21 protein-coding genes are annotated in these 26,634 nt (G+C 41.5%); 9 read left to right on the forward strand and 12 right to left on the reverse strand.

The genetic code is table 11. The features are described 5' to 3' along the window. Positions 1-201 (forward strand): transposase (locus tag J9B83_RS14590; RefSeq protein WP_211537561.1); only part of this gene is annotated, 201 nt, incomplete at its 5' end. Positions 202-353: 152 nt separating this feature from the next. On the opposite strand, the gene J9B83_RS14595 is transcribed toward J9B83_RS14590, so the two are convergent. Beyond that, positions 354-572, reverse strand: coding sequence for a helix-turn-helix domain-containing protein (locus J9B83_RS14595; protein WP_072842402.1), 219 nt, complete (start codon positions 570-572; stop codon positions 354-356). A gap of 139 nt (positions 573-711) precedes the next feature. Between J9B83_RS14595 and J9B83_RS14600 the strand changes: the two genes are divergently transcribed. From J9B83_RS14600 to J9B83_RS14610, 3 genes are read left to right on the forward strand one after another with little or no spacing between them, the layout of a single operon-like run. Beyond that, positions 712-927 (forward strand): hypothetical protein, encoded by a 216-nt coding sequence (locus tag J9B83_RS14600; protein WP_072842401.1) that lies wholly within the window; start codon positions 712-714, stop codon positions 925-927. 9 nt (positions 928-936) lie between these two features. Then, positions 937-2,157, forward strand: coding sequence for an Arm DNA-binding domain-containing protein (locus J9B83_RS14605; protein ID WP_114413459.1), 1,221 nt, complete (start codon positions 937-939; stop codon positions 2,155-2,157). Then, complete coding sequence (locus tag J9B83_RS14610) at positions 2,154-2,411, forward strand: hypothetical protein (protein ID WP_072842399.1); 258 nt, start codon at positions 2,154-2,156, stop codon at positions 2,409-2,411. The genes J9B83_RS14605 and J9B83_RS14610 overlap by 4 nt, the downstream gene beginning before the upstream one ends. A gap of 69 nt (positions 2,412-2,480) precedes the next feature. Here the strand turns inward: J9B83_RS14610 and J9B83_RS14615 are convergent, their stop codons facing one another. The 9 genes from J9B83_RS14615 to J9B83_RS14655 form a co-directional block, all read right to left on the reverse strand. Beyond that, the gene (locus J9B83_RS14615; RefSeq protein ID WP_114413460.1) at positions 2,481-3,251 is read right to left on the reverse strand and encodes a M48 family metallopeptidase; all 771 of its coding nucleotides are present in this window, start codon (positions 3,249-3,251) and stop codon (positions 2,481-2,483) included. 6 nt (positions 3,252-3,257) lie between these two features. After that, the gene (locus tag J9B83_RS14620) at positions 3,258-6,599 is read right to left on the reverse strand and encodes a type I restriction endonuclease subunit R (RefSeq protein ID WP_114413461.1); all 3,342 of its coding nucleotides are present in this window, start codon (positions 6,597-6,599) and stop codon (positions 3,258-3,260) included. Between the two features lie 77 nt (positions 6,600-6,676). Next, positions 6,677-7,312, reverse strand: a complete 636-nt coding sequence (locus tag J9B83_RS14625) for an HNH endonuclease family protein (protein WP_211537562.1) — start codon at positions 7,310-7,312, stop codon at positions 6,677-6,679. After that, the gene (locus tag J9B83_RS14630; RefSeq protein WP_211537563.1) at positions 7,296-8,678 is read right to left on the reverse strand and encodes an AAA family ATPase; all 1,383 of its coding nucleotides are present in this window, start codon (positions 8,676-8,678) and stop codon (positions 7,296-7,298) included. The genes J9B83_RS14625 and J9B83_RS14630 overlap by 17 nt, the downstream gene beginning before the upstream one ends. Positions 8,679-8,875: 197 nt before the next feature. Beyond that, the gene (locus J9B83_RS14635; RefSeq protein ID WP_211537564.1) at positions 8,876-9,763 is read right to left on the reverse strand and encodes a GIY-YIG nuclease family protein; all 888 of its coding nucleotides are present in this window, start codon (positions 9,761-9,763) and stop codon (positions 8,876-8,878) included. Beyond that, positions 9,760-11,016 carry a restriction endonuclease subunit S gene (locus J9B83_RS14640; protein WP_211537565.1) on the reverse strand — a complete coding sequence of 419 codons (1,257 nt, stop codon included), beginning with the start codon at positions 11,014-11,016 and terminating at the stop codon, positions 9,760-9,762. The genes J9B83_RS14635 and J9B83_RS14640 overlap by 4 nt, the downstream gene beginning before the upstream one ends. A gap of 77 nt (positions 11,017-11,093) precedes the next feature. Next, positions 11,094-12,113: a PDDEXK nuclease domain-containing protein gene (locus tag J9B83_RS14645; protein ID WP_211537566.1), complete on the reverse strand. Its 1,020-nt coding sequence runs from the start codon at positions 12,111-12,113 to the stop codon at positions 11,094-11,096. Further along, a complete protein-coding gene (locus tag J9B83_RS14650; RefSeq protein ID WP_211537567.1) occupies positions 12,106-13,620 on the reverse strand; it encodes a type I restriction-modification system subunit M in 1,515 nt (504 codons plus the stop codon). The genes J9B83_RS14645 and J9B83_RS14650 overlap by 8 nt, the downstream gene beginning before the upstream one ends. A 15-nt stretch (positions 13,621-13,635) precedes the next feature. Then, on the reverse strand, positions 13,636-14,244 hold the full coding sequence (locus J9B83_RS14655; RefSeq protein WP_211537568.1) for a restriction endonuclease subunit S: 609 nt from the start codon (positions 14,242-14,244) through the stop codon (positions 13,636-13,638). Positions 14,245-14,677: 433 nt separating this feature from the next. On the opposite strand from J9B83_RS14655, the gene J9B83_RS14660 reads away from it, so the two are divergent. The 3 genes from J9B83_RS14660 to J9B83_RS14670 are packed head-to-tail and all read left to right on the forward strand — an operon-like array spanning position 14,678 to position 21,442. Beyond that, a complete protein-coding gene (locus J9B83_RS14660; RefSeq protein WP_211537569.1) occupies positions 14,678-15,670 on the forward strand; it encodes a hypothetical protein in 993 nt (330 codons plus the stop codon). Beyond that, a complete protein-coding gene (locus J9B83_RS14665; protein ID WP_211537570.1) occupies positions 15,667-18,246 on the forward strand; it encodes a hypothetical protein in 2,580 nt (859 codons plus the stop codon). Before J9B83_RS14660 ends, J9B83_RS14665 begins: the two co-directional genes overlap by 4 nt. Then, positions 18,239-21,442, forward strand: a complete 3,204-nt coding sequence (locus J9B83_RS14670) for a site-specific integrase (RefSeq protein WP_072842388.1) — start codon at positions 18,239-18,241, stop codon at positions 21,440-21,442. Before J9B83_RS14665 ends, J9B83_RS14670 begins: the two co-directional genes overlap by 8 nt. A gap of 582 nt (positions 21,443-22,024) precedes the next feature. Here the strand turns inward: J9B83_RS14670 and J9B83_RS14675 are convergent. Together J9B83_RS14675 and J9B83_RS14680 are read right to left on the reverse strand one after the other, a co-directional pair. Continuing rightward, a complete protein-coding gene (locus J9B83_RS14675; RefSeq protein ID WP_407944028.1) occupies positions 22,025-23,008 on the reverse strand; it encodes a tyrosine-type recombinase/integrase in 984 nt (327 codons plus the stop codon). 563 nt (positions 23,009-23,571) lie between these two features. After that, positions 23,572-24,546, reverse strand: coding sequence for an IS5 family transposase (locus J9B83_RS14680; RefSeq protein WP_072842386.1), 975 nt, complete (start codon positions 24,544-24,546; stop codon positions 23,572-23,574). Between the two features lie 272 nt (positions 24,547-24,818). Between J9B83_RS14680 and J9B83_RS14685 the strand changes: the two genes are divergently transcribed. Further along, a complete protein-coding gene (locus tag J9B83_RS14685; RefSeq protein WP_072842385.1) occupies positions 24,819-25,844 on the forward strand; it encodes an IS630 family transposase in 1,026 nt (341 codons plus the stop codon). Between the two features lie 77 nt (positions 25,845-25,921). Continuing rightward, positions 25,922-26,431 (forward strand): MarR family winged helix-turn-helix transcriptional regulator, encoded by a 510-nt coding sequence (locus J9B83_RS14690; protein WP_072842384.1) that lies wholly within the window; start codon positions 25,922-25,924, stop codon positions 26,429-26,431. The last annotated feature ends 203 nt before the right edge of the window (positions 26,432-26,634 follow it).

The following is a 26,634-nucleotide window of genomic DNA, read 5'->3' on the forward strand; positions in this document are numbered from 1 at the left end:
AAGCAACCAATCCGAACAGAATACCTCAAAGCCAGTATCCGAGCAAAAGTAGAGCACCCGTTTCGGATCATAAAGCGACAGTTTGGCTTTAGGAAAGTGATCTATCGAGGGCTGGCGAAAAACGACAACAAACTGGCGATGCTGTTTGCCTTATCTAATGTGTTTAGAGTTGACCAGATGATACAGGCGGCAAGGGGTTAATCCGTTCAAAATCCACTAAACAAGGCTAAATAAGCTTGCTTAGTGGTGAAAAGCATCAAAACAGATGGAATCCTGTGCTTTTTTATTTGGAAAAGAGAAGTTGAGTGTTTTGCAACTTCTTAATCGTAGTTTCCCTAACTTGGAGCAGCTTTTCAGAGCACGCGTTTTAGTAGCTCATTTGGCTCACAATCAAAGTAGTCACATAGTGCACTAAGTGTATCTGTATTGGTATTGTAGCCTGGCTGATTGGCTATCCTAGTCAAAGTAGCCCTACTTATACCTATATCTTGACTTACTTCTCCGACAGTAATTCTCCTGCCTTCTTTAAATGATTTCTCATCGAGTAATTGCTTAAACATGACACGCAGCATTGTTCTTCTCCAATTAGAGTTTTTCCTATTGTATCAAATGAGTCATATTTGAGTCATTTTTATCTTGACTGAGTCATTAAAGCCTACTATTGTTCTTTTATGACTCAAATGAGTCATAAAAGAATCAATAGGATCTATTATGAATCAAAAATACTTAACAACCGAAGAACTTTCTGAGTGTATCAAGTACGACAGTAAGACCATACGTCGCAAATTAAAAGACACGGTTCTTATCGAGGGCATCCATTATTTTCGACCGTTCGGTGGTCGCAAAATTTTGTACATCTGGGAGCAGATAGAGGAAGACATGTTTAAAGTGCCTGCTATTAACACATTGATGGCTGGTGTCCACTAGGAGTGGTATATGGGAAGCATTAACGTTAGAAGCGGTAAGTTGCTGCTGGGTTTTCGTTTTAAGGGTGAGCGCTGCCGTGAGCAGACTAAGCTGATGGACTCCCCTGCGAACAAGAAGCGAGCAAAGCAAATTCTTGATCGCATTGAGGCTGAAATTACATTGGGCACATTTAAGTATTGGGATTATTTCCCAAATAGTAAAAAGGCTAAGTTGTTCAGAGAGCAGGGTGAAATACTGGCTGAGCATGTTGAGAAAAAAACCAGAAAAACGCTCTTGTTTAAAGAGTTTGCAGAGCTTTGGTTTGATGAAAAAAAGATCGAGTGGAGGAATTCACATGCTCTTTCAGTGAGGAATAGCATTGATGTGTACTCAATACCTTACTTCGGTGAAAAAGAAGTCGGCAGCATCACAAAAGCAGACATACTAAATTTTCGTTCAACTCTCGCCAAAGAACTTAAACGAAAAACTAGTGCTCTTAAGCCTGCATCAATCAACAAGATAATGACACCTCTTCGAATGATTATTAATGAGGCCGCCGACCGATACGAGTTTACCTCTCCTTGGAAAGGAATTAAATCGTTAAAAATCATGAAAACAGACATAGATCCGTTTTCTTTAGATCAAGTAAATTTGATTATTCAGTTGGTTAGAAGAGACTTCAAAAGTTACTTCACAGTGCGGTTTTTTACGGGAATGCGTACTGGCGAAGTGGATGGTCTTAAATGGAAATATGTTGATTTTGAAAAACGGCAGATTCTAATTCGTGAAACCTGGGTAAAAGGGGAGTTTACTTATACTAAAACAGATGGCTCGCAGCGTGAGATTTACATGTCTCAGCCTGTCTATGACGCATTAAAAGCGCAATACAAAATGACGCATGATCAGGAGTTAGTATTTTGCAATATTGATGGTACGCCTCTTAGAAGTGACACTGTGACGAAGCGTATTTGGTATCCACTGCTAAGGCTGTTGGATCTCAAGAAACGACGCCCTTACCAAACACGCCACACAGCAGCGACGTTGTGGTTGGCATCGGGTGAAAATCCAGAATGGATTGCTCGTCAGATGGGGCATACGACGACGGAGATGTTATTTCGCGTTTACTCTCGGTATGTACCTAACCTGACTCGACAGGACGGTTCAGCATTAGACCGTTTATTACAGAGAGAAAGTGCTGCAATGCTTGGAAAAAGTGACTCGAGTTCCGCTGAAGGGGAGAAAACACTATGACACAATCAAATATTTGGGTGACACCTCAGGCATTAAAAACATCACAAATGTTGATCGATGACCTTCATATAAACGACGGTGTTGGGCTTGCTTCAATCCTCAATGTCTCGCCAGTATTTTCGAACTTTGAAGCTGTGTCACTATGGGTTCAAGATAAGCTAACGAGTGACTACGAGCGTTTTTCGAGTTATGAGGTGCTCAGAGGTTCGTTAGTTGGAAGTGTTCCTGCATTTCTTCAAGGGGACTGCTGGTAAAACGTTATAGATAATAACAATAAATAAGGGCTTAGCTGTTTGTGCTAGGCCCTTTTTCATGAGTGGTTTTTATCCATTTAAGTAGACTTCAGCCATACCATCGAGTTTGGCTTTTACTTCTTTCCAGTTGGGCATGACTTGTGTGAGTAGTCGCCAGAATCGCTCGCTGTGGTTGTGTTCGGCAATGTGACAAAGCTCATGAAGTATCACGTAATCAATGCATTCCTTAGGTGCTTTCACAAGGTGAGGGTTGAGCATTAATAGGCCTTTGGCGGAGCAGCTCCCCCATTGTTTTTTCATTGCCATCACACGAAATGATGGCGTGTCTGTCACCCACGTGGTTTTGCTGAGTATTTCTGTCAGTCGTTGTTGAAACAGCACTTGAGCTTTATTTTTGTACCATTGATCAACGAGCGCTTTTACTTTCTTGGTACGCTCTTCGTGATCCTGCTGAAATGTTACCTGTAGTTGGCCACGACTCAGTTTGACGTTGTTTGTTTGGTTAGTATCCACCAGCACTTTTAAAACATAACGTTTGCCTAAATAAAATTGTGTTTCGCCACTGACGTAATGCTTCGGTATCACAGTATTTTTTTGCTTAGCAAACGCTTCGATGCTTTGCCAAATCCATCTAGCTCGCTTTAGCACAGCTTTTCTTATGAGCTCTTCAGACGCATCAAAAGGGGCTGAGGCTGTTACTTTTTGGTCCGGATACACTTTTATCGTAACTTTTCGGTTACTTTTTAACACATCATCACAGGCCGCTAGTTTACGAATGATGTGATATTGAATGGCGTTGTCTCCATATGTAAAAAGACCAGTTTCACCGGGTGTTGTCATTTCGCCTTACCCTCTTGCTAAGCCTAAACGTGTAATTTTTAGAACTTCTTCTATCAATTTTTGAGCGTTATCGAGACCTATAGAAACAAATAACACGGGTAATAACTTCATGCTGATGGCGTTTTCAATTTCAGCTGGATTAATAGAATATTCTGCAACAGCCGTTGTAACAGCCTCATCAATTTCAAACGCGAGAGAAACCAAACGACTATTATCCAATGATTTTTCAGATAAGAGCTCATCATCAAAAAGAAGTTTGAATAATCCGAAATAGGCCTGTGCATGTCTGTTGAGCTTTCCAGACGCGTCGACAAAATCGTTTGGCATGTCTGGCATCTTGCGTTCTTTAATATCTTGTTCAAAGTCGGCAAATAAAATGTACTGTTTGACCGGCGCATCAAACATGGCTTTCGCATCCTCAATGGCTTTTTTTAGAAGATTAGAAAAATGCTCCTGAGCATAAGGGTCATCTGCCAAATCCTGTTCAATCATTTTGGTGATACGCCCCGTAATTTTATCAGTTTGATTTCGAGCTTCATCGCTGGTCATTTCTTCTGGTTGTGCGTGCCTACCCAAATTACCTACCAAATAGGCGCCTTCAGGCTCTTTTATTTCAATGCCGGCAATATGCTTGTCGAGCAAGCTTCGAATGTCTTCTGAGTATTCGTCATAGTTGATGGTTTCATTGGCATCTTCACGGACTTGTAGCCGCAATTCAACAAACGATTTTAAATCACGTTTATACAGATCCCGTTTGTTCTCAGCCGAGGAAGTACCATCAAAAAATTTGTCCTCAAAGTAATTGGCTGATTGAAGGGCAACCTTCATACAATTAGAAAATGCAGTGAGAGCGGCATAGAAATCGTCTCTTTTCTTCGAATTTGCATCACTAAAATGCCCGTCTGATTCGCGGATTTTTGGCGCTAATGCTTGTCTTAATGCGGGGCCATCTTGCTTGTTTTTCACATCATCAAAAATGGCCCATAAATCACGATGTAAGCCTGGGAGTTTTTTGTACTCCATGTCCATTCGGTTGTATAAACCCTTCAAATCATCAATCTCGAAGCCCTTTTGTGTTCGCTCGGCCAAGTCTTGATACTTATCGATTGTGGTATCTAGTTCCTTTAAAATGCCGCGATAATCAATTAAGTAACCAAACTGTTTTTTGTTGTGTAAGCGGTTTACCCTAGCAATTGCTTGTATCAAATTGTGTTCTTTGAGGGGTTTATCAATATACAGAACGGTATTTTTGGGCTCGTCAAAGCCTGTTAATAGCTTATCGACGACGATCATGATATCGGGGCCTTCATCACGGCTGAACTCATTAATGATCGCTGAGGTATATGCCTTTTCATCACCACGATACGTTTTTGCTACGTTATTTTTCCACCACTTTTGGACGATGTCTTTGCTTTCTTGATCCACATCTTCGTGTCCTTCACGGGTGTCTGGCGAAGACATAGCAAGTACCGAAGTGACTTTGCCAATTTTATCCAAAGCATATTGGTAGCGAACGGCCGTGGCTTTTGAGTCGCAAGCCAACTGACCTTTTAAATGTCTTTGTTTAAAGTTCTGGAAGTGGTCAGAAATATCGTGAGCAATTAGCTCAATACGACCCTCGGTCTGATAAATTTGGCCTTTCTGGGAAAACTTCCTTTTCAGATCCGATTTTTGTTCGTCTGTAAGCTTTTCGGTAATGCGATCGAACCAGGCATCGATGGCTTTGTCATTCACATTTAAATCGGGAATGCGCTCTTCATACAATAGAGGTGTGACCGTCTGGTCTTCAACGGCCTGTTGCATGGTGTAGGAGTGAATGATCTTACCGAATTTATTTTCTGTCTTATCGTCTTTTAATAGGGGGGTTCCGGTAAAGGCAACAAAAGCGGCTTTTGGTAAGGCTTGTCGCATCCGAATGTTGTTTTCGCCGTTTTGACTACGGTGGCCTTCATCCACCAAAACGATAATATTTGGGCTGTCGTTAAAACAGTTCTTTTGTTTTACCGCGGAGCCAAATTTATTGATGATGGAAAAGATGACTCGTTCGTTGCCTTGGCCGATTTGCTCTGCTAACCGCTTACCTGATGTCGCCATAGCCTCTTTTTTATCTCGTACGGTAAATACCCCACCGGATGAAAAAGTTCGGCTTAGTTGATCTTCTAGGTCTATTCGGTCGGTAACAATGATTACTCGGCACTGGGCGAGCTCTTCAAACCAAATCAAGGCTTTGGATAATAATACCATGGTAAAGGATTTGCCGCTGCCGGTGGTGTGCCAGATTACACCACCTTCTCGTGCGCCAGCAGGGTCAAACGTACTGATACGCTCTATTAACGCTTTAATACCAAATACTTGCTGATAACGAGCAATGATTTTGCCTGCTTTTTTATCAAATAAAGTGAATAAGCGGGTCATTTCCAGTAAACGGTCGGGGCGTAGTAAGCAAGTGATGATCCTGTCTTGATCGGTCACGGCCAAATCTCCGGCGCTTATTAACGACTCGTATCGTGTTCTAGCGAAGGTGGGTCGGTGATCAAAAAGCCGGTTGAGCTGTTGATCGTCTAAGGCCTGATTTTTCAAACGGATAAACTCAGCTTCTGTTATTCCATTGTGAGAATCTTCTTCTTTCCACTTAGCCCAAAACTTTTCAGGTGTGCCGCAGGTGCCATATAAACCATCGTGACCATTGACCGAAAGCAATAACTGACTGTAGGCATAAAGGTGAGGAATTTCGGTTTGGCCTTGATTGCGAATATGCTGAGAAATCGCCTCGGTATTTGTTGAGCGACCTTCCTTTTTTGAGTCTGGTCGCTTGGCTTCGATTACCGCTAGAGGAAGACCATTTACAAAGCAGACAATATCGGGAATACGGTTACTGGTACCTTCTGCGTTCTTGACCACCAGCTCTTCAGTGAAATGAAAAGAATTGTTTTCAATATTGTGCCAGTCGATTATCTGAATCGTTGGAGAGGCTTTTTTCCCATCTATAAACTCAGTAACACTGATGCCATACAGTAAGGCATTATAAATTTTTTCATTGGCTGCTTTTAACCCAAGGTTCATTGCAGGGTTCAGCTCATGAATGACTTTATCAATAACGGCATCGGACAGTAGGTATTTTTTTCCGGCAAAGGGAAAGGACTGCTTTGCTAAGAACTGTTTTAATACGGGGAGCAAGATCACTTGGTGAGTGCTTTTTTTCTCTATGCCTGCGTGGTTGCCACGTAGGGCTTCGCACTTATCTGGTGGAATAAAGGTGTAGCCCAGATTTGAGAGTAAAGACAACGCTGGGATTTTTGCGCTGAATTCTTCCGAGTAACTGACGGCTTTAGGCGGAGTTATGTCCATATTAAATACTCTTTAACTGATTGATCTCTCAGGACCAAAGGCTACTGTTTTAAACGTTTATTTTTAATGTGGTTGAGTTATGAAACCCATTGTTTGAGTACACTGATCGCGGCCGGTGAAAAGGCTTCCAACTCTCCGTCTTTAGGTGTGGACAAGTCTTGGATTAGCATCTTAAGAATTTCGTTATCTTCTATCCCATCTTCTGGGTCCACGCCGTTGCACAATAACAGTGAAGTAACGAGTTGCTTTCTTTGTTCTATAAGAGAACGGTTACCGGTCAATTCGTCACCTAAATTTAAGATTTTTATCGCTTCTTTTGCTCTATCAGTTAAGCCAATTATTTTTCCGCTTAACGTAAAGCTTAATTCTGATTCACATGCTTTTACTAAAGGCGAGAATGGAAGTGGTTGAGACCCATGAGCGTCATCACATTGCTTAAAGGTTCTGCAACTTGCAACGATATTGGAAAAATCTAAACTGCGCTGAGGTGCGATTCTTCGAGCTTCAACGTGTTCATTCATGGTGTCTTTGGTTGAACCTGATATTTTCTTACAGCAGTATGCACACAGGTAATATTGTTCTGAGGAGCACTCTGATCGTATTGCTTCTCTTTCAACTTCGCCAAGGTCGCTATATTGACCTATTGGATTGTGTTTTTTCCACTTCTTTATAACTTCAGGTTCAAACCCTAATCGTTTAATTATCTCTTTCAAGGTTAAGCTCCTTTTTACGAAGCAATAGCCTTGCCTTGGATAATTCTATGTTGTCTATGGGGAGGGTATGTTGTAGCTCTGTTAATTGCTGCTTAGCGTTTTCGATTTCAGAATCGTGAATCGAGTCGTATAAAAGCGTAAGCTTTTCATTTATCACTGCATTGCGGATGTCAGTATCCATAATATCAAGGAGTACTGTGTTTGCATCTTGCCCATACAGTGAGGGCAGTTCTTGCACTTCGTCCTCGTTAATCAGGTAGGTTAAAACCCCTTCACTGTCGCTGATAACCAATGGTGAGTGTGTTGTGAGTACAAACTGGCATTGTGGAAATGTGCTGGTAAGTTGGTGAATAAGACGGCGTTGCCATTTTGGGTGAAGGTGCATGTCCACTTCATCAATGAGGACGATACCGTCTCCGATCAAAGGATTATCTAGCGACGGGTTCATAACCGCCAAGCGTCTCGCAATATCACCAATGAGTGCTATTAATGACTTTTCACCTTGAGAAAGCTGAGCAACATTTAATGTCTTGCCATTTTTATCAATCGACATATGCAGTCTTGGCTTACGTCGTACACGCAGGTTTGAAAATTCCGGCATAAATGCATAAATAGCTGAGCGTACAGCGGCCAGCTGTATATCTCTTTTTGATGCTTTTATTTCTTTAAGTTTTGCCCAGCTCTCATCGTCGTGACCAAAAACAAGGCGCAGTTGTTCAAGCATATCGTCTGATATGCTTGATTCGTTTTCAGTGTCTTCACGCTCTCTAAACCATTCAAAGAAACGTCTAAAATCCACGCCCTGACTGAGAGATTTGTCATAACCATCAAGTTGTAAAAACGAGTGTTTCCCTTTTATTTTCAAAGGTATATCAATAACAACTCGCTCAACTGAATAGAAGGCGATCAAAGGCAATGATGATTTATCGTTCTGTGACAGTAAGGTACGGTAATGATTGGCCAAAGAGGTGACGCCCCAGTAATCACTTTTCAATGAAGCTTTGCGACCTTTGCGTGTTCTTGCAACGCGCCAAGGGAAATAGTTTCCATCATCGGACTCTCCTTCAGCATCAGGGTCTGCGGTATTGCCAGTAAAATGATAAACATCGAGATTAACGGAAGCGGATGACGCTTCATTTTTAATGACTAATTCTGGGATTGGGCTGCCTACGCCTTTTTCACTTTGGATACGTGCGACAAGCCAACTGAGCGATGTCGCAAGAGATTTTAGTATCGATGTTTTACCTGAACCGTTATTACCGACGAAGACAGTAACATTGCTTTGTTTATTTCCTGCAGGGGCTAAAAGAACTTCTAACGTATCAAAACGCCCTATATTGCGAAGTGTTAACTTTTTAACTTCCATTAGCTTGCCTTTGGTTCTAAATTTTCGTTATGTAATTTAACCCGACGTATGCCAGTAAACAACTGTCGTACCTAGGCTACCATCTCGTTATTGAAATGAACTAATTATAGTCGACCGACCACCCATTTTGCCCGCAAATGAAAACATCTGTTTGGTCAAGACGTCATAGATTGCAGGGAATAAAACAACCTAATGGGTTATGTCACGCTGTGTACTTGCTCACTAGCTGACTCAAGTGTTCTGCCTTGATAATCATGCAATGTCACGCCTTGCTCTGTTTTCCAGTTTACCCAACCATTAGCTGTGGCAAGCAATAAAAACATTGAGGCACCACTGGGTGAGGGAAACAAATAGTCACGTTGAAATACAAAGCGGCCATTTTGTTCAACTATTACCCCTTTAGCTAAAAGGCGGTCGCGTTTATCGTAAAACCTTTGGTCGGTTTTGCGTGTTGTTGTCATCGGGGCGGAGGAGCCTTTTAGTACCACCATGCCTTCGTTAGTGTATATGCCTCTGGCATCCACATCGGCACGGTTACAAATGAATACCTGTTCGGGTTTAGTAGATGATTGTTCAGCAAGAGGTTCAAAAATTGGATAACCAAGAGTGGCTAGCAACAAACTGCCTATTTCATGAATTTCATCACAATCGGCTTTAAGTGGAATCGGCGTGTGGGGCTTTTGCCCACCATTACCATTAAGCAACTCATAACGCTGGCAGTGTTTGGCTTTTTCTATCGACAGAGATTCTAAATACAGTACATGAGTTTGGGTTAAGTTGTTAGTGAGCGACACTAGTACCAGCGCTCGCTCCCATTCTTTCTTCTCGTCTTTATAGTGCTGCATCAATCGGCTGCCTACATCACCCGACTGTCCAATATAAAGCTCATCTTTGCTATCGCCAGAGATTAAAAAATACAGGCCAACCTGTTTGGCTTCCGGCATTTTCACGAACTCAGCAATATCACTACGCGGCACTTCAATTAGGCGAATAATCGAGGTGGTTTGTTCCGCAATGCGAATACCCGCAGGGTCGCCTGTAGGTAAGAAAATCTGAATAGTGCGAGGTCGCTTTTGCGTGATCATGTAACCTCCTTCTCATCCAATTTAACTCTACGCTTGCCTGTTAACAGTTGCTGCATCAGAGCTTTTTTCTCTTGCTTTAAATCGGCTAACTGCTGTTCTAATAGCTCGATCTCTTGGTCGGCATTGGTTAATACTGAAGCGATTTTTTGCTGCTCATCTAAGGGAGGGAGTGTGAAATGAGCTTTATTAATGCCACCAATTGACAACCCAAATCGTGTTGCGCCTGTAGCTAAAGTGAAAAAATAGTATCGTGTTTTTGGCATCGAGAATAAGTAATTGAGGTATGCTCCCTCAGCTAATCGACTGTTTGGGCGAATAATGGCTAAATGATATCCACAGACAGTACCACCTAAATTTTCACTTACTAATGCAGGTATTGCTATGTCTCCCGGAGTCTCGGAGTCCTTAGTTATGATCACATCATTAACCTGTAAGGTATATTTATCTATCTCAGACTTCTTAGCGGTAGCTTTCATAAAGTCTATAGAGTTGGTGATCCTTGTGTTGTAATAAACATCTGTGTAATTACACAGCTCAACAGGAATTTCACCTTCAACAGTTTTTTTATCAACAGGGCTAACAATTATTTTTGCAGCATCATGAAGATAAAAATCTTCCCACTCACCTTTAAACGGTTTACCTGAATCATCAAGTAGGCGTTTTTTACCTGTGAGCAGTTGTTGCATGAGGGCTTTTTTCTGCTGTTTGCTGTTGTCGATTAGGCGCTCGGTGGTACTAATCGCTTTATCCCAAGTTCCAAGGATTGTGGCAATTTTGCGTTGTTCTGTGAGTGGGGGAACTGGAATTAAAAGTTTTCTTAAACTCGTTCCCGTTAAATTTTTCTGTACTCCCCCCGCAGACATACGTTTGATATTTGACTGTATTGGTGCGGACTTTAGAGCCTCATGTAAGAATTTAGAATCGATCTTATTATTCAACTGAAAACGAATCAGGAAAGCACCAGCAATGATTGGTTTTTCTTGCTCAGTAAAAATACACGGAATACCACATGTTCCAGATCGGGTTATCAATAGGTCTCCTTCTTTTAACGCGTGTTCCTCATATTCTGAAATATCTAGGTTCGCATAAGGAATTGTTGCATAATTTATTTCACCTTCGTTATACAAATCAGTTGTTCTAATTGTCCCAATAGCACCATCCTCTGAGTACAATTCAGACGTAAATCTAGGTCCAAAGGCACTCTTATTAACTAAATCTCCAAGAGTTGCTGACTCCCACCCATTAGGCACCATAACCCAACTCCTTTAAGTCGCTTTCCATTTCTGCTTCTAGGTTTTGCAGTTCGTTTTTGCGGGTCAATCGTTGTTCTTTATTTTTCATGGCTCTGCTCCATCAGTGTTGCTTCAACTTCTCGGCGTAGCTCTTCTTCGTTGGGTAGGTACAGTTGGTATTTTTGTACAAACAAATTCGTATCCATGCCATAGGTGGCGTATTCAACCAGCAATTCGTCTTTGTCTTTACTTAAAATAATACCAATGGGTGGGTTGTCGCTTTCGATGTTTTCTTCTGCAGCAAAATAGCCCATGTACATATTCATTTGGCCAATGTCGTGGTGCTTCACATCGTTTATTTTAAGATCAATTAAAACAAAGCAGCGCAAAATGCGATGGTAAAAAACAAGGTCGACTTTGTAGTGGGTATTGTTTAGCGTGATGCGGTATTGGCGACCAACAAAGGTAAAGCCTTTACCTAGCTCTAGTAGAAATTGCTCTAGGTGCTGGCATAGTGCCTCTTCTAGGTCTTTTTCACTGTAGTGTTGTTTTTCTGGTAATCCCAAAAATTCAAATACATAGCTGTCGCGTTGCACATCTTCCGGTTTGTTAACAAGTGCTTGTTGCGTGGCAAGGGCTAATATCTGTTCTTTGTCTTTGGACGCAGCCAGTCGCAAAAACAAGCCGCTGTCTTTTTGTCGTTTTAGCTCCCGAACACTCCAGTTGGCATGGATGCATTGCTGGGTATAAAACGACCGCTCAGTCGAGTTGTCTATTTTCAATAGCTCAACATGATGAGACCAGCTTAAATTGTGCGACACTGTCGCATAATTTGAGTTCTGCATATAAAACTGACGAAAGCGTTGCAAGTTACTGATGCTGAAACCTTTGCCATGTTTTAGTTTTAGGTCTGTACTGAGTTGTTTTAACAGCTGCTTTCCGTAAGTTGCTTGTGCTTTCCCCTTTTGTTCGTATTCCACAATATGCTGGCCTATTTTCCAGTAGGTGAATACTAGGCCCGCATTAATGGCACTGACCGTTTTTTGCTGCCCTTCACGAAATGCCGTTGAAATAGTATCAACCAATTCATGGTATTGATGAGTGACAGGGTTACTCATATCCGAGTTCCTTCAGGTAACCTTCCATTTCTAGTTCAAGGTTTTGCAGTTCATTTTTAAGTTGTATCCGCTCGGTGCGCACTGCCGCCAAATCAATTTCGGCTTCTTCTTCAAAGGTATCAACGTAGCGAGGGATGTTAAGATTAAAGTCGTTCTCGGCAATTTCATCAAAACTTGCTAGGTATGCGTATTTTTCAACCGTTTCTCGATCTTTATAGGTGTCGATGATTTTTTGAATGTTGTCAGGCGTGAGTTGGTTTTGATTTTTGCCTGATTTAAATTCGCGGCTGGCATCAATAAACAGCACCTTGTCGTCGGTTTTGTGCTTTTTAAAGATCAATATAGCCGCAGGGATGCCTGTACCAAAAAATAGCTTTTCTGGTAGGCCAATAACGGTATCAAGTAGGTTTTCTTCAATCAGTCGTTGGCGGATTTTGCCTTCGCTGGATGCTCTAAATAACACGCCGTGGGGGACAACCACTGCCATTCTGCCGGTGCCTGGTTTTAATGTTTCGATCATGTGTAGGATAAAGGCATAATCGCCTTTTGTTTTTGGTGGTATACCACGATGAAAGCGGCTATAAGGGTCGCTGCTGGCATCGTCATGGCCCCATTTATCTAACGAAAATGGTGGGTTGGCGGTAACCACGTCAAAATGCAATAAATTGTTACTGTCTTTATCTAGTAGCAATGGATTACGAATGGTGTCACCCCATTCAATGCGGTGGTTGTCTTCGCCGTGTAGAAACATGTTCATTTTGGCGAGTGCCCATGTAGAGCCAATGGCTTCTTGCCCAAATAGGGCATATTTTTTTGAGCCAGAGTTTTTTCGTACCATAGCGCCACATTTAAGTAGCAGAGAGCCAGAACCACAGGCTGGATCGCATATTTGGTCACCTTCCACAGGCTCTAAAATAGTGGCTAATAAATCGGATACTTCTGGTGGTGTATAGAATTCCCCGGCGGTTTTTCCGCTGCCTGCGGCAAAGTGCTTAATAAGGTATTCATAAGCGTTACCAATGACATCTAAACTGCCAACGCGTTCTGTACTGAGGTTTAAGATGTCTTTACCGAAATCTTCTAAAAGATGGCGGAGTAAATCGTTCTTTTGCTTTTCTTGGCCCAGTTTATCGGTGTTGAAACTGATGTCCTGGAAGACATTTTGCAGTTTGGTCCCGTTGGCCTCTTCAATAGCATGTAAGGCTTGGTCGATGCGTTGCCCATTACCAGGTTGGCTTCGCTGCTCAAATAAATCCCAAAAACTGGCGCCTATTGGTAAAACGAAACGACGCTTTTCCATCATTGCGTTAATGAGCTCTGGGTTATCACCAAACTGAGACACCAGTTTTTTATAATCGTCTTGGTAGACATCGGATATGTATTTCAAGAAGAGCATGGTGAGAACGAAGTCTTTGTAAGTGTCAGCGCTGATGACACCACGAAAGGTGTCGCAAGCGTTCCATACTGCACTGTTGATGTCTTCTTGATTGATTTGTGTATTAGACATGGTGTAAATCCCTTATTAATCGTTTTGTTCGTCGGTTGTCATTGGCTTCTTTAACAATACTGATGCAATGGCTGCCATTTCTAGCTGCCGGTTTTCTATAAGCTTCTCATAGGTTTTTTTCTCGCGTATGACGTTGCGATGCAATTCTACTAGGCTATTTTGAGTGGCTACATCGGGTAGTGCGATTGACGTGTCTTGTAAAATTGTTTTTCGAATACTGACTTGTAGGCTGCCCTCAGCGGAGACCTTGAAATAGCGCTGAGCAGCTTCTTGATTCAGTTGCCAGCAAATGAACTCTGCCAGCACACTTTTTTGCTTTGAAGCTTTGACTCTTAACCGAAAAAAGTGGGGGGAGCAGACCGTGTTATCAGGCAGATCTTTGACTAACGAGGCTGTATTTTTTGTGCCTTTTGCTAAAAATATAATGTCGTTGAATTGAAGCCAACCAGGGTCTTTTTTCCCTGTCAGTTCTGAACATACCAAGTTGTTCGTAAATATCTCACCATCTGGGCCAATATTTCTGGCTTGTACGACAAAAGCCTCCCCTTCCTTGCTTGGTTCTATACGTCCTCTGAATGGATAGCCGGTGCTTATATCCACAAAATCACCAAGAGTTTGAGTCATTTTTATTTACCTTTATTAGATGCGCCACAGTGTGGATGAGAAAAGGGTAAACGTCAATAAAACGTAACATTATTCTAATGACGTTAAAATAAAGTGGTTTATTTTGTTTGATATTAATTTAATTTGCAGTATTGTAATGGAGTATATGGGCTATTCGGTAAAAACAAGAAGAAATAGCATTGTTATTTCATGGTTAGTCCGATGTTTAAGGTATGAAGAATTTGATGCGACTAGAAGCGTCATTAAGGAATAGATGCTTATCGTTTACTAGACGGTAAGCATCTATAAAACCAAGGCCAGCTTAAAAGTGCCGCTGGTAAGGTCGGAGGTGAGAGTCTGTACTTTACCAATATAGTAGCGCTTTTCAAGTGAGGTCTTGTTAACGGTGTTTGCTTTCATGCGGACGCATAACATTCTTTATTGAGGAAGAAGTATGGATATAAGGTTAATAGAAGTCTCGAAAGGGTTCGTGTATCTCCATTTCAAAGAAAATGGCTACGGTCTTTTTATTGATCAATTTGAGGCTTTTGGATCCTTGTTGTTGAAAACAGGTTCTGATGTTGGGTATGACGCAGAGACAGCGTCTATTTGTTATGAGCGTGATGGCAAGGAACGGAAACTCCGCTTAGCTCAGCTGTCATTTGCGCAGGCTAGAGCAGAAGAAAAATCATATGCCTGTCTGAAAAGCGTAATTTCAGACTGCAACATTTCTTTTGGCACAGAAATATCATCTGTTGATGTTGGTGAGCAACAGTCAAATTTGCTCAAACTACGGTTGTGGGATATGAGTTGTGTGGCTGAGTTTGAATTACATGCTTCTCGGGCTTTTAGTGACCTCGAAACCGCAAGTTATGTACCTTTTATTCTGCCGAAGCTCAGTGAGTCAAATCAGACTAAAGTGAAAGCTGGTGATTTTGTTGACACCCATTCAGATAGTTGCATTACAGACCAATCATGTGATGTCGCTTTATCCGACATTGATAGCATTCACCCCAAGGTGATGGCTTTTTTGCGCAGCTTTCCTGCTTTTGTTCGAGAGTTACTTCCATTAGAACGGAATGAAGTGTTGGATTATTTAACACTATCTCCGATCGTATTAGTGCGAGAAGAAGGCAAGTTATACTGCGTTGCTGGAATTCAGTCATATGTGCAAGCTGTTAATACTTTAGACAAGAAGCAAAAAGTGCCAGTTCGCTGGTTCACAGGGAAAATGGGGCTGGCTCTGAAACGACTAAACACGATGGAAGTGTTGGGCCTTCCGATTATATACAGTACAAAAAAGAGCTTGCTTCAGCAAACCTTTGACACGCTCCTGCCTTCGTTTTCCCCTTTGTATAAGCAATCTTTCTTCGCATCTTGTAGTAGCAAGAAGTTTGCGGCGTTGTTTGGGTTAGATGCTAGAACAATACAGGAGATCAGTCGTTGAGTACCCATCGTTCATCAACTGTCGAGTTTGACGGCTCTTGTTTGCATCGCTTTCTTAAAGAGATGAAGAAACAGAAATTGACCGTTGCCAATTTGACGGCGAAACAATCTCGTCAATTTATACTTCATTTTTGTAATCTGTGTCATATCCCGCCCCATTTGCGCGCTATCGATCTTTGTGTTGAAAACATCAGTGACGCCATCGAAAGTGTCAGGGATGAATGCGATGACCTTTCATTGCTAGAAGATGTGTTTGGTGAGAGATTATTAGGGCTAAGTCTCTTTGCTGATTTTATGGAAAAGCACATAACCTTGTTGAAGCAAGTGGATGCTTTTATATGGCATGAAAGACCTGATGTTGTTGAAGATCGAAGACACCCTATGCAGGGCCAATGGGGGCGATACCCCATTTATTCGATGCTTATGAATACTCTTGAAGATAATGAATATATCAACAATTTTCATGGGTTACAGATCATTGTGCTTGCGGCTTATTCATCATTGAATCATTCGCCTAAGACCTTCTCGATGTACATCAAAGACCAAGAAAAACGCTCGAAAAAACATCAAAGCGCTGCATCAACAGCTGGCTTTTTTATTCGTAATTGGTCAGATAATAATGTTGATGATGACGAGATAGAATTTTTTTGTGATGACATTAATGTGTTGGAATGGTGTGAAGATATTATAGCGGCACGTGATGATTCGGCTACAGAGGAGCGCCCAATCTACCGTCAAACAATGAGTCCATTGATTTCGAGGTGGATAAGCTTTGAGTCTCAGCGTAGAGGTGTCAACGCGACAAGAAAGCGCGGCAAAGCTAAGCCTTATAACCGAAAGTCTTCCGGCTGGCATGGCGGCTATTGCCGATATCACTCGGGCACTATCAGCGAGTCTATTTTGATTGATGACAACTGCATTGTTGAGGCGACGGGCTTTGGGCATGGTTCAAATAGTATCCCTGTTAACAGTATCAAGATAAGAAAAACTTCAGCTTTGTTACCTGAGGAAGAGGCTAAATACGCCGATTTGGAAGAGGATGAACAGGGCGATTATGATGAGATTATTAGTGTTGAAGACCCAACACCTAGCTGTAACAACATTCTCACGAATCGACAAATTACTAAAGTTGCACAATCAAATCAAAATTTGATTTGTCAATTTTCTAACGCTACCAACGTTGAAATCGCTCAGCTTGTTGAACTTTGTTTAGACGTAATGCGTCGGCCTGCGTTTTATAATGACTTGATTTCTCATGCAGCGCCAATTGCTTTATTGATGTTATATACCGGTTGCTCTTTAAGAGATGTTACTCACGGTACCAGGTGGTCTGCTGACCACCTTGCTTCTAAAGCAAAGATAACATCGGTGTTGGTGAGTGGCGAGCGGTTTTGGCTTCTCAAGGTTGCAAATGTTCGACGCGCAAAACGGATGACTCAAGATGTTTTAGAGCAATGCCGAGTTGTGGAATCACATATTAAAATTCCTGATGAGTTTGGTCTGGCTAATTTTCTACAAGAGCAGCATAAAGAGCAGCTAGAAAAAAAAGAAGTGGGGAGGATTTTTAAAAAGAAGCTACCTGAGTACCGACGTATTTTAAACGCTTTGCTGCGCTTATTACCTGATAGTAACCGATTGAATGAGCATAAAATTGCCAATTTTTTACCCGCTCATATAACTCATCAAACAGCTGATATTGCGGTTACGATCTTATCCACTGGTCAGTACCTTCCGCTCGGAAAGACGCTTTTGCATTACAGCGCGCCTTCGCCTAGTTACCTTGAATCGGTTAGGCATAAGGTTTGGAGGGATCTCTGTGATGATGTTTCTTTGCCTAGTTTTATCAAGTCAGAAGCCGCTAAATTACCTGTAGTAAATACACTGTCCGTTTCACCGTTATGCCCGACGCTGGGTAGCATTATTAATATGGTGAAGGAAAGTAAAAGTGCGATCAAATCCGCAAAAGATTCTGGTGAAATTTTGAATGTTCATAACATGATGACATATTACACCGCTCAGATGTTTGCGTATGGAACGGGGGTGCGTGCTATTTGCTCACCGCTTGCTTGCTTAACTGCTTTTGATTCCGACACAAAAACGGTCGTTATCTCTGATAAAGATGGTGATGATTTTTATAACTCACGATTATGTATATTACCTAAACTCGTTTGTCAGCAGTTAGAGGCCTATCAAAAGCACGTCGAGCAACTCAAAAACACCACTTACTTTTTGGCTATTAATAACAATTCACTAATAGACATACAAGACTATTTCTATCTCGATAAAGATCTTCATTCTGCAGAAATTAAACCTAGCCTAAGCTTTGAGCTTCAAGCCTCTTTTTTGAATCTACCGATGAACACTAACCGTCGATTTATTCGCACCTATTTGATAGAAAAAGGAGTGAGAGGTGAGTTGATTAATGCGTTTATGGGGCACTGGGGAGCAGGCCAAGAACCTTGGGGTAAATTCTCAACGTGCTCGCCCATTGAGCTTCTTGAGATGGTGGCACCGAATATTAACGATATGCTTAACGAATTGAGTTTTACGATTGAACGAGGGCTTGCTGATGTTTGAAGCGCAAGAAATTGAGTCTAACGCCTCATGGAGAGCTGAAGTAACAGAAAAGAGATTGCCGATATTTAATAAGTTTGAAGCTGACATAGCTGACTCCGAAAAGCATTATTTTGAGTACTTTATGACTTGGCTTGCTGAAGATAAAACCACAGATTCAAAAGCTATTCTTATCGGATACAAAGATGATAAAAAACGTAAAAAATTTAATGTTAACAAGCTTTTTAATCGATTTATCAACACCTGCAAGCTAGAGGCTGAAGGTATTGTTCAGGTGTCGAAGGTGCTAAGGGTACTGGTCCTGTATTTGAAAAAAATAGGTGAGTTAGACAGTAGTGTTACTCTTCCAGCGTTAACACAAAAAATGCATCGAGAGGCTGGGCGACTAACGCCTTTGAGACTTAATCGATATGTCGTTTTATATAAAGATATTGTTAACGCTTTATCTGAATCTTTGAAGCAACCGAATTGCAAGGATGACGTTAAAAGAGGACAAATACTACTGTCATCGATTGTGTATGGTGGTCTTCTGTCAGTAGAAGGCTTATACGGTTTGTTGGTTAATTCGTCTAAACAACCTTATTTTGTAAACAGTCAAAAAATTTGGCCTTTAGATCTAAAAACGAGAGAGTATCTGCACTCTGAAAGTCGTTTCTGGTATCCAGATACACTGACTGAAACACTTCTGCTCAAGAGTCAGCTCTCAGAAATTGAAATAATAACAGGCCAAAAACAAGAGATGAAAAAGAAAATAACGTCTCTTATTCAAGGTGTTTTTTCTAGCCTGCCTAAAAGTTTCAAAAAAAATCTCGTAATTAAGAAAATGAACCTTAAGGCTCTTCTTAATGTTGTGTCTGTTCATTATGAGCAGGTCGTGCCCTCGTTTGTTGTTCGATATTGTCATCGAGAGTTTATTAGTCATTCATTAAAGCCGAGCGCTATTAATCGTTTGGCGGGCTATTTTGCTCTTGGTGATGGTGTCGAAAATAGTGATTCACCTGTTAAGCCTGCTTGGGCTCCTAGTGATCAATATTTATCGCTTGATGATTCGCACTCAATGTCGAACACATCTGAGCAAGAAGAAGAGAGTCAGGCTGTAAGTTGGACATGGGTTGAAAAGCACATCAAAAAGTCAGACAGCAAGGAAAGCTTGGAGCGTGATATTTCGGTTATTCTTAAGAACGATATGGAATTGGAGCCGGTGCAAAGGTTGGTGCTGATGTGGGGTGCGCACTTAGCAAGTGTTGGTAGTAATGACTTCACAAATCTACAAACAAAACGTATTGCCTATATGATGTGCTCGGTCGGTTCTCGACTGTCAGGTTTGGTGCAAAAAGATGATATGAGTTTGTACTCTTCTGAAGATTTAGAAGGGTTATATGAAGAGCTTCTTGGTACAGTTTCATCGGCTGGTTTAAAAAGAAAATTGGCCAGTATGCTGGATCGGTTCCAGAAATATTTGGAAAACTACCACTATGTTGACGCTATTGATTCACGAGAAGTGTTTGGAATTCAAAATTCACCGTTGCCAGTTGATGCGAATATTCTGCTTGTAGACGAATACTTAAATGTCCTGAAGACATTGGAAGGTATTGATGAGCTCGACTTATCACCAGAGGTGAATGTCGTTATCAGATTAATCTTTATTCTTGGATACCGCTGTGGGCTTAGGCAAAGCGAAGGTCTAAAGTTGAGAGTAGAAGACATCCAGGGCGATGAAAATTGCTACCTTATTGTTCGACCTCACCATTATCGTACACTTAAAACAAACAATGCTAAGCGCCATTTCGAGTTGAGAAACTTTCTAAGTCACGATGAATTGTTGTTATTCAGAGACTGGTTAAACAAGAGGCGTGGGCAGCTTGATAGTGGCGAAAGTAGCTCACCTTTTCTTTTTGCATGCGCATCAAAAAGTTATAACTGCATAAATGCCGATTTGGTATTTCCTGTTATACACAGAGTGATGAGGGCTGTATGTGGGGATGATTCCCTTAGATATCACAACCTTCGTCATTCATTTGCAACTCTGACATTATTAAAACTGATGAGTGAGGAGTCTTGTCAGCTATCCATCTATGAACAGCACCCAGAAACTCAGAGCTGGTTGGCTGATAATGCAGCTCTTAAGCATTACTTATACGCGAGCCAAGATCCAACCAGAAGACACCTTTATGCGTTATCGATACTGATGGGGCACGCGTCGCCAGAGACAACATTGGAACATTACATTCATTGTATGGATTACCTTGCTCGCGTTTCGATTGAAAAACGAATAATGCCAACGGCAGAGATGTTGTCGGATGCATCAGGGCAATCTTTAACTACTATCTATCGATGGTTGCGTGATGGTGCTGATGGGTATCGTTTGGGTCTACATAAGAAGTACAAAAGAATCTTGCCGCAGCCTAGTCAAGTGATGTTTTCTGCTGCGATTTCCAATTTCAGATTGGAGCTTATTGCCAATAATACGGTCAGAAAATTTGATGACTGTCGAAAAATATTGTTTAAATTGATTCAAAGCCCAGTGTTAATAATCGATGAATATAAGCAGTATGACGCGTTATCAGAGCAAACTGGAATCAATGCATCAGAGATCAAGAAGTGGGAAAGAAATCTCTTATCTCTGCTCAGTTTAGAAAGACATAAGATTGCTTCTGACGGTGTTGGAAACTGCTCAAGAAAAATCAATTTAGAGCGCTATCAAAACGAAACGCTACCGTTGCCAGCCAAGCCAAGAAACATCGACATTGATCAAAATGCTTATGTCGAGGTAGTAGACCGTCTTCAAATTATGGCCCAAAAAGACCCAGTCAAACTGCAAGCTCTATTAAACGGTTTTTCTAAACATACCCAAAAGCGTAACTACCTATTCAGGTTTACTGACATTGCTTCCGCCGAACCAGTCATCGATGCGTTAAGTACACTGACTAACGATAAGGTATCGTTGTCATTTACGTTGTTGCATGGGCAAAAGCAATCAGGCAATAACCTTAAAAAAGTTTGTCTACCGCATTGGAGAAAGTGTTTAAACCTCTCTAATCGACGTGTCATTCTGACAGGTTTAGCAAACAGCGATGCCAAAGTCGGCAAGTATGGTTGGTTAGGCGTTAACTTGATTAACACCGAAACAGGCAGGGCTATCGAAGGCTTAAGGTATGCTTTCGCGATGATGTATGTGTTGGAGGCAGCTATTGTCTAATAAATTTTGGTAAGTCTAGGTTGCTTTATGCCCGGTTATTAATTGTGCATTTTTGCAAGTATGCTATTGTCAATTTGTGACCAAAAAATAGCTGTTAAAGCACTTTAATGCACCTTTTATTTAATTTTTATTATTTTATAAGTTGCTGATTTAATTAGATTAAAGTGCATTAAATGTATCTAAAATATACATGTGCAGTTCTCTACGGAGGGCTACAAAGGCATGAGTCAAAGTCGAGGCACTCAGAGAGATTAGAGCAGCTTCGTCCGTGAAAGAATTCACTTTTTGTCATCTAGACCTGCCCATGTCGCATCAACTCATTTTTGTCGAAAAGCAGTAAACCAAAGGTCACCAGCAAACACACAAAGAAGTTTTCTTGACTGTAATGAACGGAATAGCGAGATATTGATTTAAAAAAGAAAAAGATGGGGCTTAGTATACAGCTGTGTGTCAATCGAAGCAGGGCGTAATGGCGAAAGGATCAAAGAAATAAAATAGTTTAAATAATTATTTGGTGTGTCGATATGTAGTGGGTTAATAAAGTAAAATTTGAAAATGTATTATCCAATTTACTTATATTGTTTAATCAGTAATGCCAAGGCGCTCACTTGCTCTTCTTAGTCGCTCATCCCCTCGGCGATCGTATTTTTGAGTGGTGTTGATGCTCGAATGACCCATAGCGTCTTTGACGGTGACGATATCTTCGCCGTTATCCAGCATTGCTGAGGCGAAGGTACGACGCAAATCGTGAGGGGCAAATTTTTCAATCCTCGACTCTATTCGACGCATTTCAAGGATATGATAAATAGCTTGATCAGATAGCCTTGAGGTTGTGACATCATCAAATCGCCTTATTCTTGAAAATAGGGCGCCGGAATACACCCCCCTAACCTCATGAATCCATCGCTCGAGTCTTTCCCAAGAGCCGTTTGGTACAAAGGCCAGTCTTTCTTTGTTGCCTTTTCCAAGCACTTTTAGCGCCTTATCTTTATAGATCATATCGTCAATATCAAGAGCCACCACTTCCGATCTACGCAGCCCGCAACCTAAAAGAACACCTAAAATCGCAGCGTCTCGCAACCCCATAGCGCTGTGGTCGCCGGCACAAGTATCAAAAAGGCGTCGGATTTCACGCCTTTCAAGCGCTCGACCTTTCGTGAGGCGAGAACCTCTTACTGAGCGGATTTGCTTGATATGCTGAAAGCTGTCTGTATCTATCTGCTTCATTGTCCAGGCTTCAAGAGCAACGCCTTTTAGTGCTGAAAGGTAAGTATTAATGGTTGCTGGGGCTTTTTCGGTGCTGGCGAGCATTTCGAGTACGGCCAGAACGTGATGGCGCCTTAATGAACTCCAAATGCAGTGCTTTAAGTCATCGAATCCAATCATCCTTGAAACAATGTTAAGAAATGATTGCATGGTCTGCCTACTGCGCTTTGAACCTAGGCTTAATAAATAGGCGATAGCAGGATTGTCTTGAACGTTACTTAAAGTGCTGGATGGCAATAGTAGCTCTTGGTTGATATCTTCTCTAATGAGCAATCTAGGATAAGCATCATTATGATCCATTTCTACCTCACTCATTGTTGAATCAAACCTATATCAAAATTGACCACATCGAACTCATATGAACAACTCGCACTTTTGTCTAAATCTCTTATGTTTTCAGGCTTCAAAAAAGCTATTACTACGCACATGAATGTTATTACAGAAACTTTACTTTTTCAAACGTACATTTTAATAAGTAGAAAATTTACGTTTTCAATGCCTGCTTGTGATGGTGCTTCTTAAATTGGTCGATCGAATATGAGTGCGGTTATTGCGGAGCTTATATGATAATAAAGATAATTAATTTATTATAAAATTTTAGCTTGTGTATTTCTTCTTTAGGCGTAAAAGTTGACCTATTTTGGAAACTGCCCTGGCAGAGTACTGTTATCCTTCAGCTCGAACCAGATAATCCAAAGTGTACCATCAAATAAAATGGCTCTATTGAGAGGGAAACTACGATTAAGACATCTAACCTTAGCCAGTGTTTCTAACTCGGCTAAAAAACAAAAAATGTCACCCATTTCATTACTTTTAGCCCTTAAACACGCTCATTCGGCCTTGTTTACGGGCTTTTAAACGGATTAACCCCTTGTAGCTCGTATCATCTGGTCAATTCTGAACACATTGGCTAAGGCAAACAGCATCGACAGTTTGTTATTATTTTTCTCTAAGCCACGATAGACGACTTTCCTAAAACCAAACTGACGCTTTATGATTCGAAAGGGGTGCTCTACTTTTGCTCGAATACTGGCTTTTATGTATTCCGTTCGGATAGGTTGCTTGTTTATTCTTGGATGTTTCTTGAGAAGGCGCACTTTGCTTGGCATTTCAGCAATCAACCAATCCGCTTTGATGTCTTTAAGCTCTTCTCGTTTTTGAGCGCCTCGATAACCTGAATCCGCCGAGATAAAACGTTCCTCACCATGAAGCAGATGTTCTGTTTCTGTGATGTCGTGTACGTTAGCTGCCGTTGTGCTTAGACTGTGACTCAGCCCAGTTCTAGCATCAACGCCGATATGAGCTTTTAACCCGAAGAACCATTGCTTACCTTTTTGAGTCTGGTGCATTTCTGGATCGCGTGCTTTCGCTTTATTTTTAGTCGAGCTAGCCGCTTCAATAATAGTGGCGTCGACAATCGTGCCTTCTTTTAGATAAATACCAGCGCTGGACAACCACTTGTTGACCTCTTTGAACAGCTGACGGGAGAGCTTATGCTTTTCCAGTAAGTGCCTAAAATTCATGATGGTCGTGTGATCCGGGATAGCACTGTCTAACGACAATCCAGCGAACAAACGCATGGACGTGATTTCATAAAGCGCATCCTCCATAGCAGGGTCGCTCATGTTGTACCAATGCTGCATGCAGTGAATACGAAACAGGGTGGATAACGGATACGGTCTTCTTCCTTTTCCTGCTTTGGGGTAAAAAGGCTCAATAACGGCTTCAAGCTGGTCCCAAGGCATCAATTCATCCATCCGAGAAAGGAAAATTTCTTTGCGTGTTTTACGACGCTTGTTGTTGAATTCGCTGTCGGCAAAAGTGAGTTGATGTGACATGGTCAGGCTCGAAGGTTAAAAATGAATTGTCTCATGCGCGGGACTTATTCGCATCTTCCAGAGACAATTAGGCCATAGCAGTTTAGGGTAAAATGTACGCTTTCGGCCAAAATTATATCTTTTGGCCGTGCTAGTAAAAGACCCTGTAAATTACAATCTGGATTCACAAATCGTAATGCTCCCAAGCATATCGCCACTCATCCCATTTCAAAAAAAGCTGATCCATTATTAACCAGGCAGAAAAAGAGGTAATCATGTGTTAAGATTCATGTATGAAAAAATTAGACGCACGTAAGCTCACACCTGAAATTCAACAACACAATCGAGACTTGGCTATCCGGCCGTTCCAGCAAGACAAAAAGAGAACAGAAATTGTAGGTATTCACTATAGCGTTGTTTGCCGCTGGATTAGGGCTTGGGTGAAAAAGGGTGAGGTGGCGATAAAACAGGGACAAAGAGGCCGAAGATCAGCAGAGGAAAGGCTGCCCACTGAAGCTCAAGAATCAGTCTTGAAAAAGTTAATTTGTGACAAAAATCCAGACCAAATGAAGCTGCCCTTTGCACTCTGGAATCGAAAAGCAATTCAGGCCGTGGTCAAACAGATGTGGAGTATTCACATTGCTATTCGCACGGTCGGTGACTATTTAAAACGTTGGGGGTATGCCCCTCAGAAGCAAGCAAAACGGGCTTACGAGCGCAAACCAAAAGCGGTTAAAAAATGGTTGGATAACACTTACCCTAAGATCAAAAGCCGAGCCTTTGAGAAGAGTGCTGAGATCTACTGGGGCGATGAAACAGGTATTCGAAATGACTGCCAGCACAGTCGAGGTTATGCACCAAAAGGAAAAACACCCGTTATAGAAATTAATGCCAAACGCTTCTCAACGAATATGATCTCAGCGGTTAATAATCAAGGAACGGTCCGTTTCATGATGTATGGAGAAAACATGACCGCGAAAGTGCTACTGTGTTTTATGAAGCGGCTGATAAAAGATGCAGGGCGAAAAGTATTTCTCATTTTGGATAATCTTCGGGTACACCATGCCAAGTTGGTAAAAGCATGGTTAGCGCGTCATGAGGATGAGATCGAGGTCTTCTATTTGCCATCATATTCACCAGACCTGAATCCAGATGAATACTTGAACGCTGACCTTAAGGCTGGGATACGAAGTTCGGCACCAGCTAGAAATCAAGAAAATTTAGCAGGTAAAGTGCTTAGTCACATGAGGATTCTGCAACAAAAACCAAAGAGAGTTGCAAAGTACTTTGAACATCCAGTAATCAGCTACGTATCATGAATATACTTTCCCGCTGGGTTAATAATTCTATTTCGCTAAAACTGTACTTATAAACAATTAGATATGAAATTTTAATAATGAAAAATACCCTTACAGCTAAAAGTCAAACTCCAGAAAATATTGGCGGTACAGTGGCAATCAAATATGAGCGTCTTGCTCATATCGTTCGTCAAGTAGTCCGAGATTTTCAAGTTTGTCTAGAGAGCCAGCTCCAACCACATGGTGTGAACCATGGATATTGGTCATACCTACGAGAACTATGGAGTGAAGAAGGACTATCCCAACGCGAACTTAGTGAACGAGTTGGTTTGTCTGAGCCGACAACTAATTCCGTCGTTAAAAGAATGGAAGCAGCTGGCTTACTTGAATTGCGTCCTATTGTTGAAGGGAAGCCTAGGCGTCTAGTTTACCTAACGCCGAAGGGCCGTAGCTTACAGTCTGTTCTCGTACCAAAGGCGGAGGTGATCAACCTCCTCGCCGTAGAAGGAATATCCGAAGAAAAGGTAGCTATTCTAAGGGAATGTCTTTTAACCGTTCACAACAATCTAGCTACATTACAATCCGGAGAAGCCGATATAGTCAACTAAATCGAGCCTTCCAAACCTGCTTAAATTCTTAGTATTCGAAACTCTTCCGTCAGTTCCGTAAGTATGATTGTTATCAAAATGCATTAGCAGAAAGAGTGAATGGTATCTTGAAGCAAGAGTTTTTGATTGCGTATTCCGGTGATTGCGATCGCCCATTTCGGTTTAATCCGGCCACCTGATCTTGCCTTTTTTCTCTCGTCTTA

This window comes from Marinomonas vulgaris, from assembly GCF_018145875.1.
In the GTDB taxonomy this organism is placed as follows: Bacteria; Pseudomonadota; Gammaproteobacteria; order Pseudomonadales; family Marinomonadaceae; genus Marinomonas; species Marinomonas vulgaris.

Excerpts from the sequence above, each read along its gene's own strand:
- J9B83_RS14645 (WP_211537566.1), bottom strand. The coding sequence starts at position 12,113 with ATGAGTAACCCTGTCACTCATCAATACCATGAATTGGTTGATACTATT.
- J9B83_RS14605 (WP_114413459.1), top strand. The coding sequence starts at position 937 with ATGGGAAGCATTAACGTTAGAAGCGGTAAGTTGCTGCTGGGTTTTCGT.
- J9B83_RS14610 (WP_072842399.1), top strand. The coding sequence starts at position 2,154 with ATGACACAATCAAATATTTGGGTGACACCTCAGGCATTAAAAACATCA.
- J9B83_RS14675 (WP_407944028.1), bottom strand. The coding sequence starts at position 23,008 with ATGGATCATAATGATGCTTATCCTAGATTGCTCATTAGAGAAGATATC.
- J9B83_RS14595 (WP_072842402.1), bottom strand. The coding sequence starts at position 572 with ATGCTGCGTGTCATGTTTAAGCAATTACTCGATGAGAAATCATTTAAA.
- J9B83_RS14600 (WP_072842401.1), top strand. The coding sequence starts at position 712 with ATGAATCAAAAATACTTAACAACCGAAGAACTTTCTGAGTGTATCAAG.
- J9B83_RS14680 (WP_072842386.1), bottom strand. The coding sequence starts at position 24,546 with ATGTCACATCAACTCACTTTTGCCGACAGCGAATTCAACAACAAGCGT.
- J9B83_RS14615 (WP_114413460.1), bottom strand. The coding sequence starts at position 3,251 with ATGACAACACCCGGTGAAACTGGTCTTTTTACATATGGAGACAACGCC.
- J9B83_RS14690 (WP_072842384.1), top strand. The coding sequence starts at position 25,922 with ATGAAAAATACCCTTACAGCTAAAAGTCAAACTCCAGAAAATATTGGC.
- J9B83_RS14660 (WP_211537569.1), top strand. The coding sequence starts at position 14,678 with ATGGATATAAGGTTAATAGAAGTCTCGAAAGGGTTCGTGTATCTCCAT.
- J9B83_RS14655 (WP_211537568.1), bottom strand. The coding sequence starts at position 14,244 with ATGACTCAAACTCTTGGTGATTTTGTGGATATAAGCACCGGCTATCCA.
- J9B83_RS14685 (WP_072842385.1), top strand. The coding sequence starts at position 24,819 with ATGAAAAAATTAGACGCACGTAAGCTCACACCTGAAATTCAACAACAC.
- J9B83_RS14650 (WP_211537567.1), bottom strand. The coding sequence starts at position 13,620 with ATGTCTAATACACAAATCAATCAAGAAGACATCAACAGTGCAGTATGG.
- J9B83_RS14635 (WP_211537564.1), bottom strand. The coding sequence starts at position 9,763 with ATGATCACGCAAAAGCGACCTCGCACTATTCAGATTTTCTTACCTACA.
- J9B83_RS14630 (WP_211537563.1), bottom strand. The coding sequence starts at position 8,678 with ATGGAAGTTAAAAAGTTAACACTTCGCAATATAGGGCGTTTTGATACG.
- J9B83_RS14620 (WP_114413461.1), bottom strand. The coding sequence starts at position 6,599 with ATGGACATAACTCCGCCTAAAGCCGTCAGTTACTCGGAAGAATTCAGC.
- J9B83_RS14670 (WP_072842388.1), top strand. The coding sequence starts at position 18,239 with ATGTTTGAAGCGCAAGAAATTGAGTCTAACGCCTCATGGAGAGCTGAA.
- J9B83_RS14640 (WP_211537565.1), bottom strand. The coding sequence starts at position 11,016 with ATGGTGCCTAATGGGTGGGAGTCAGCAACTCTTGGAGATTTAGTTAAT.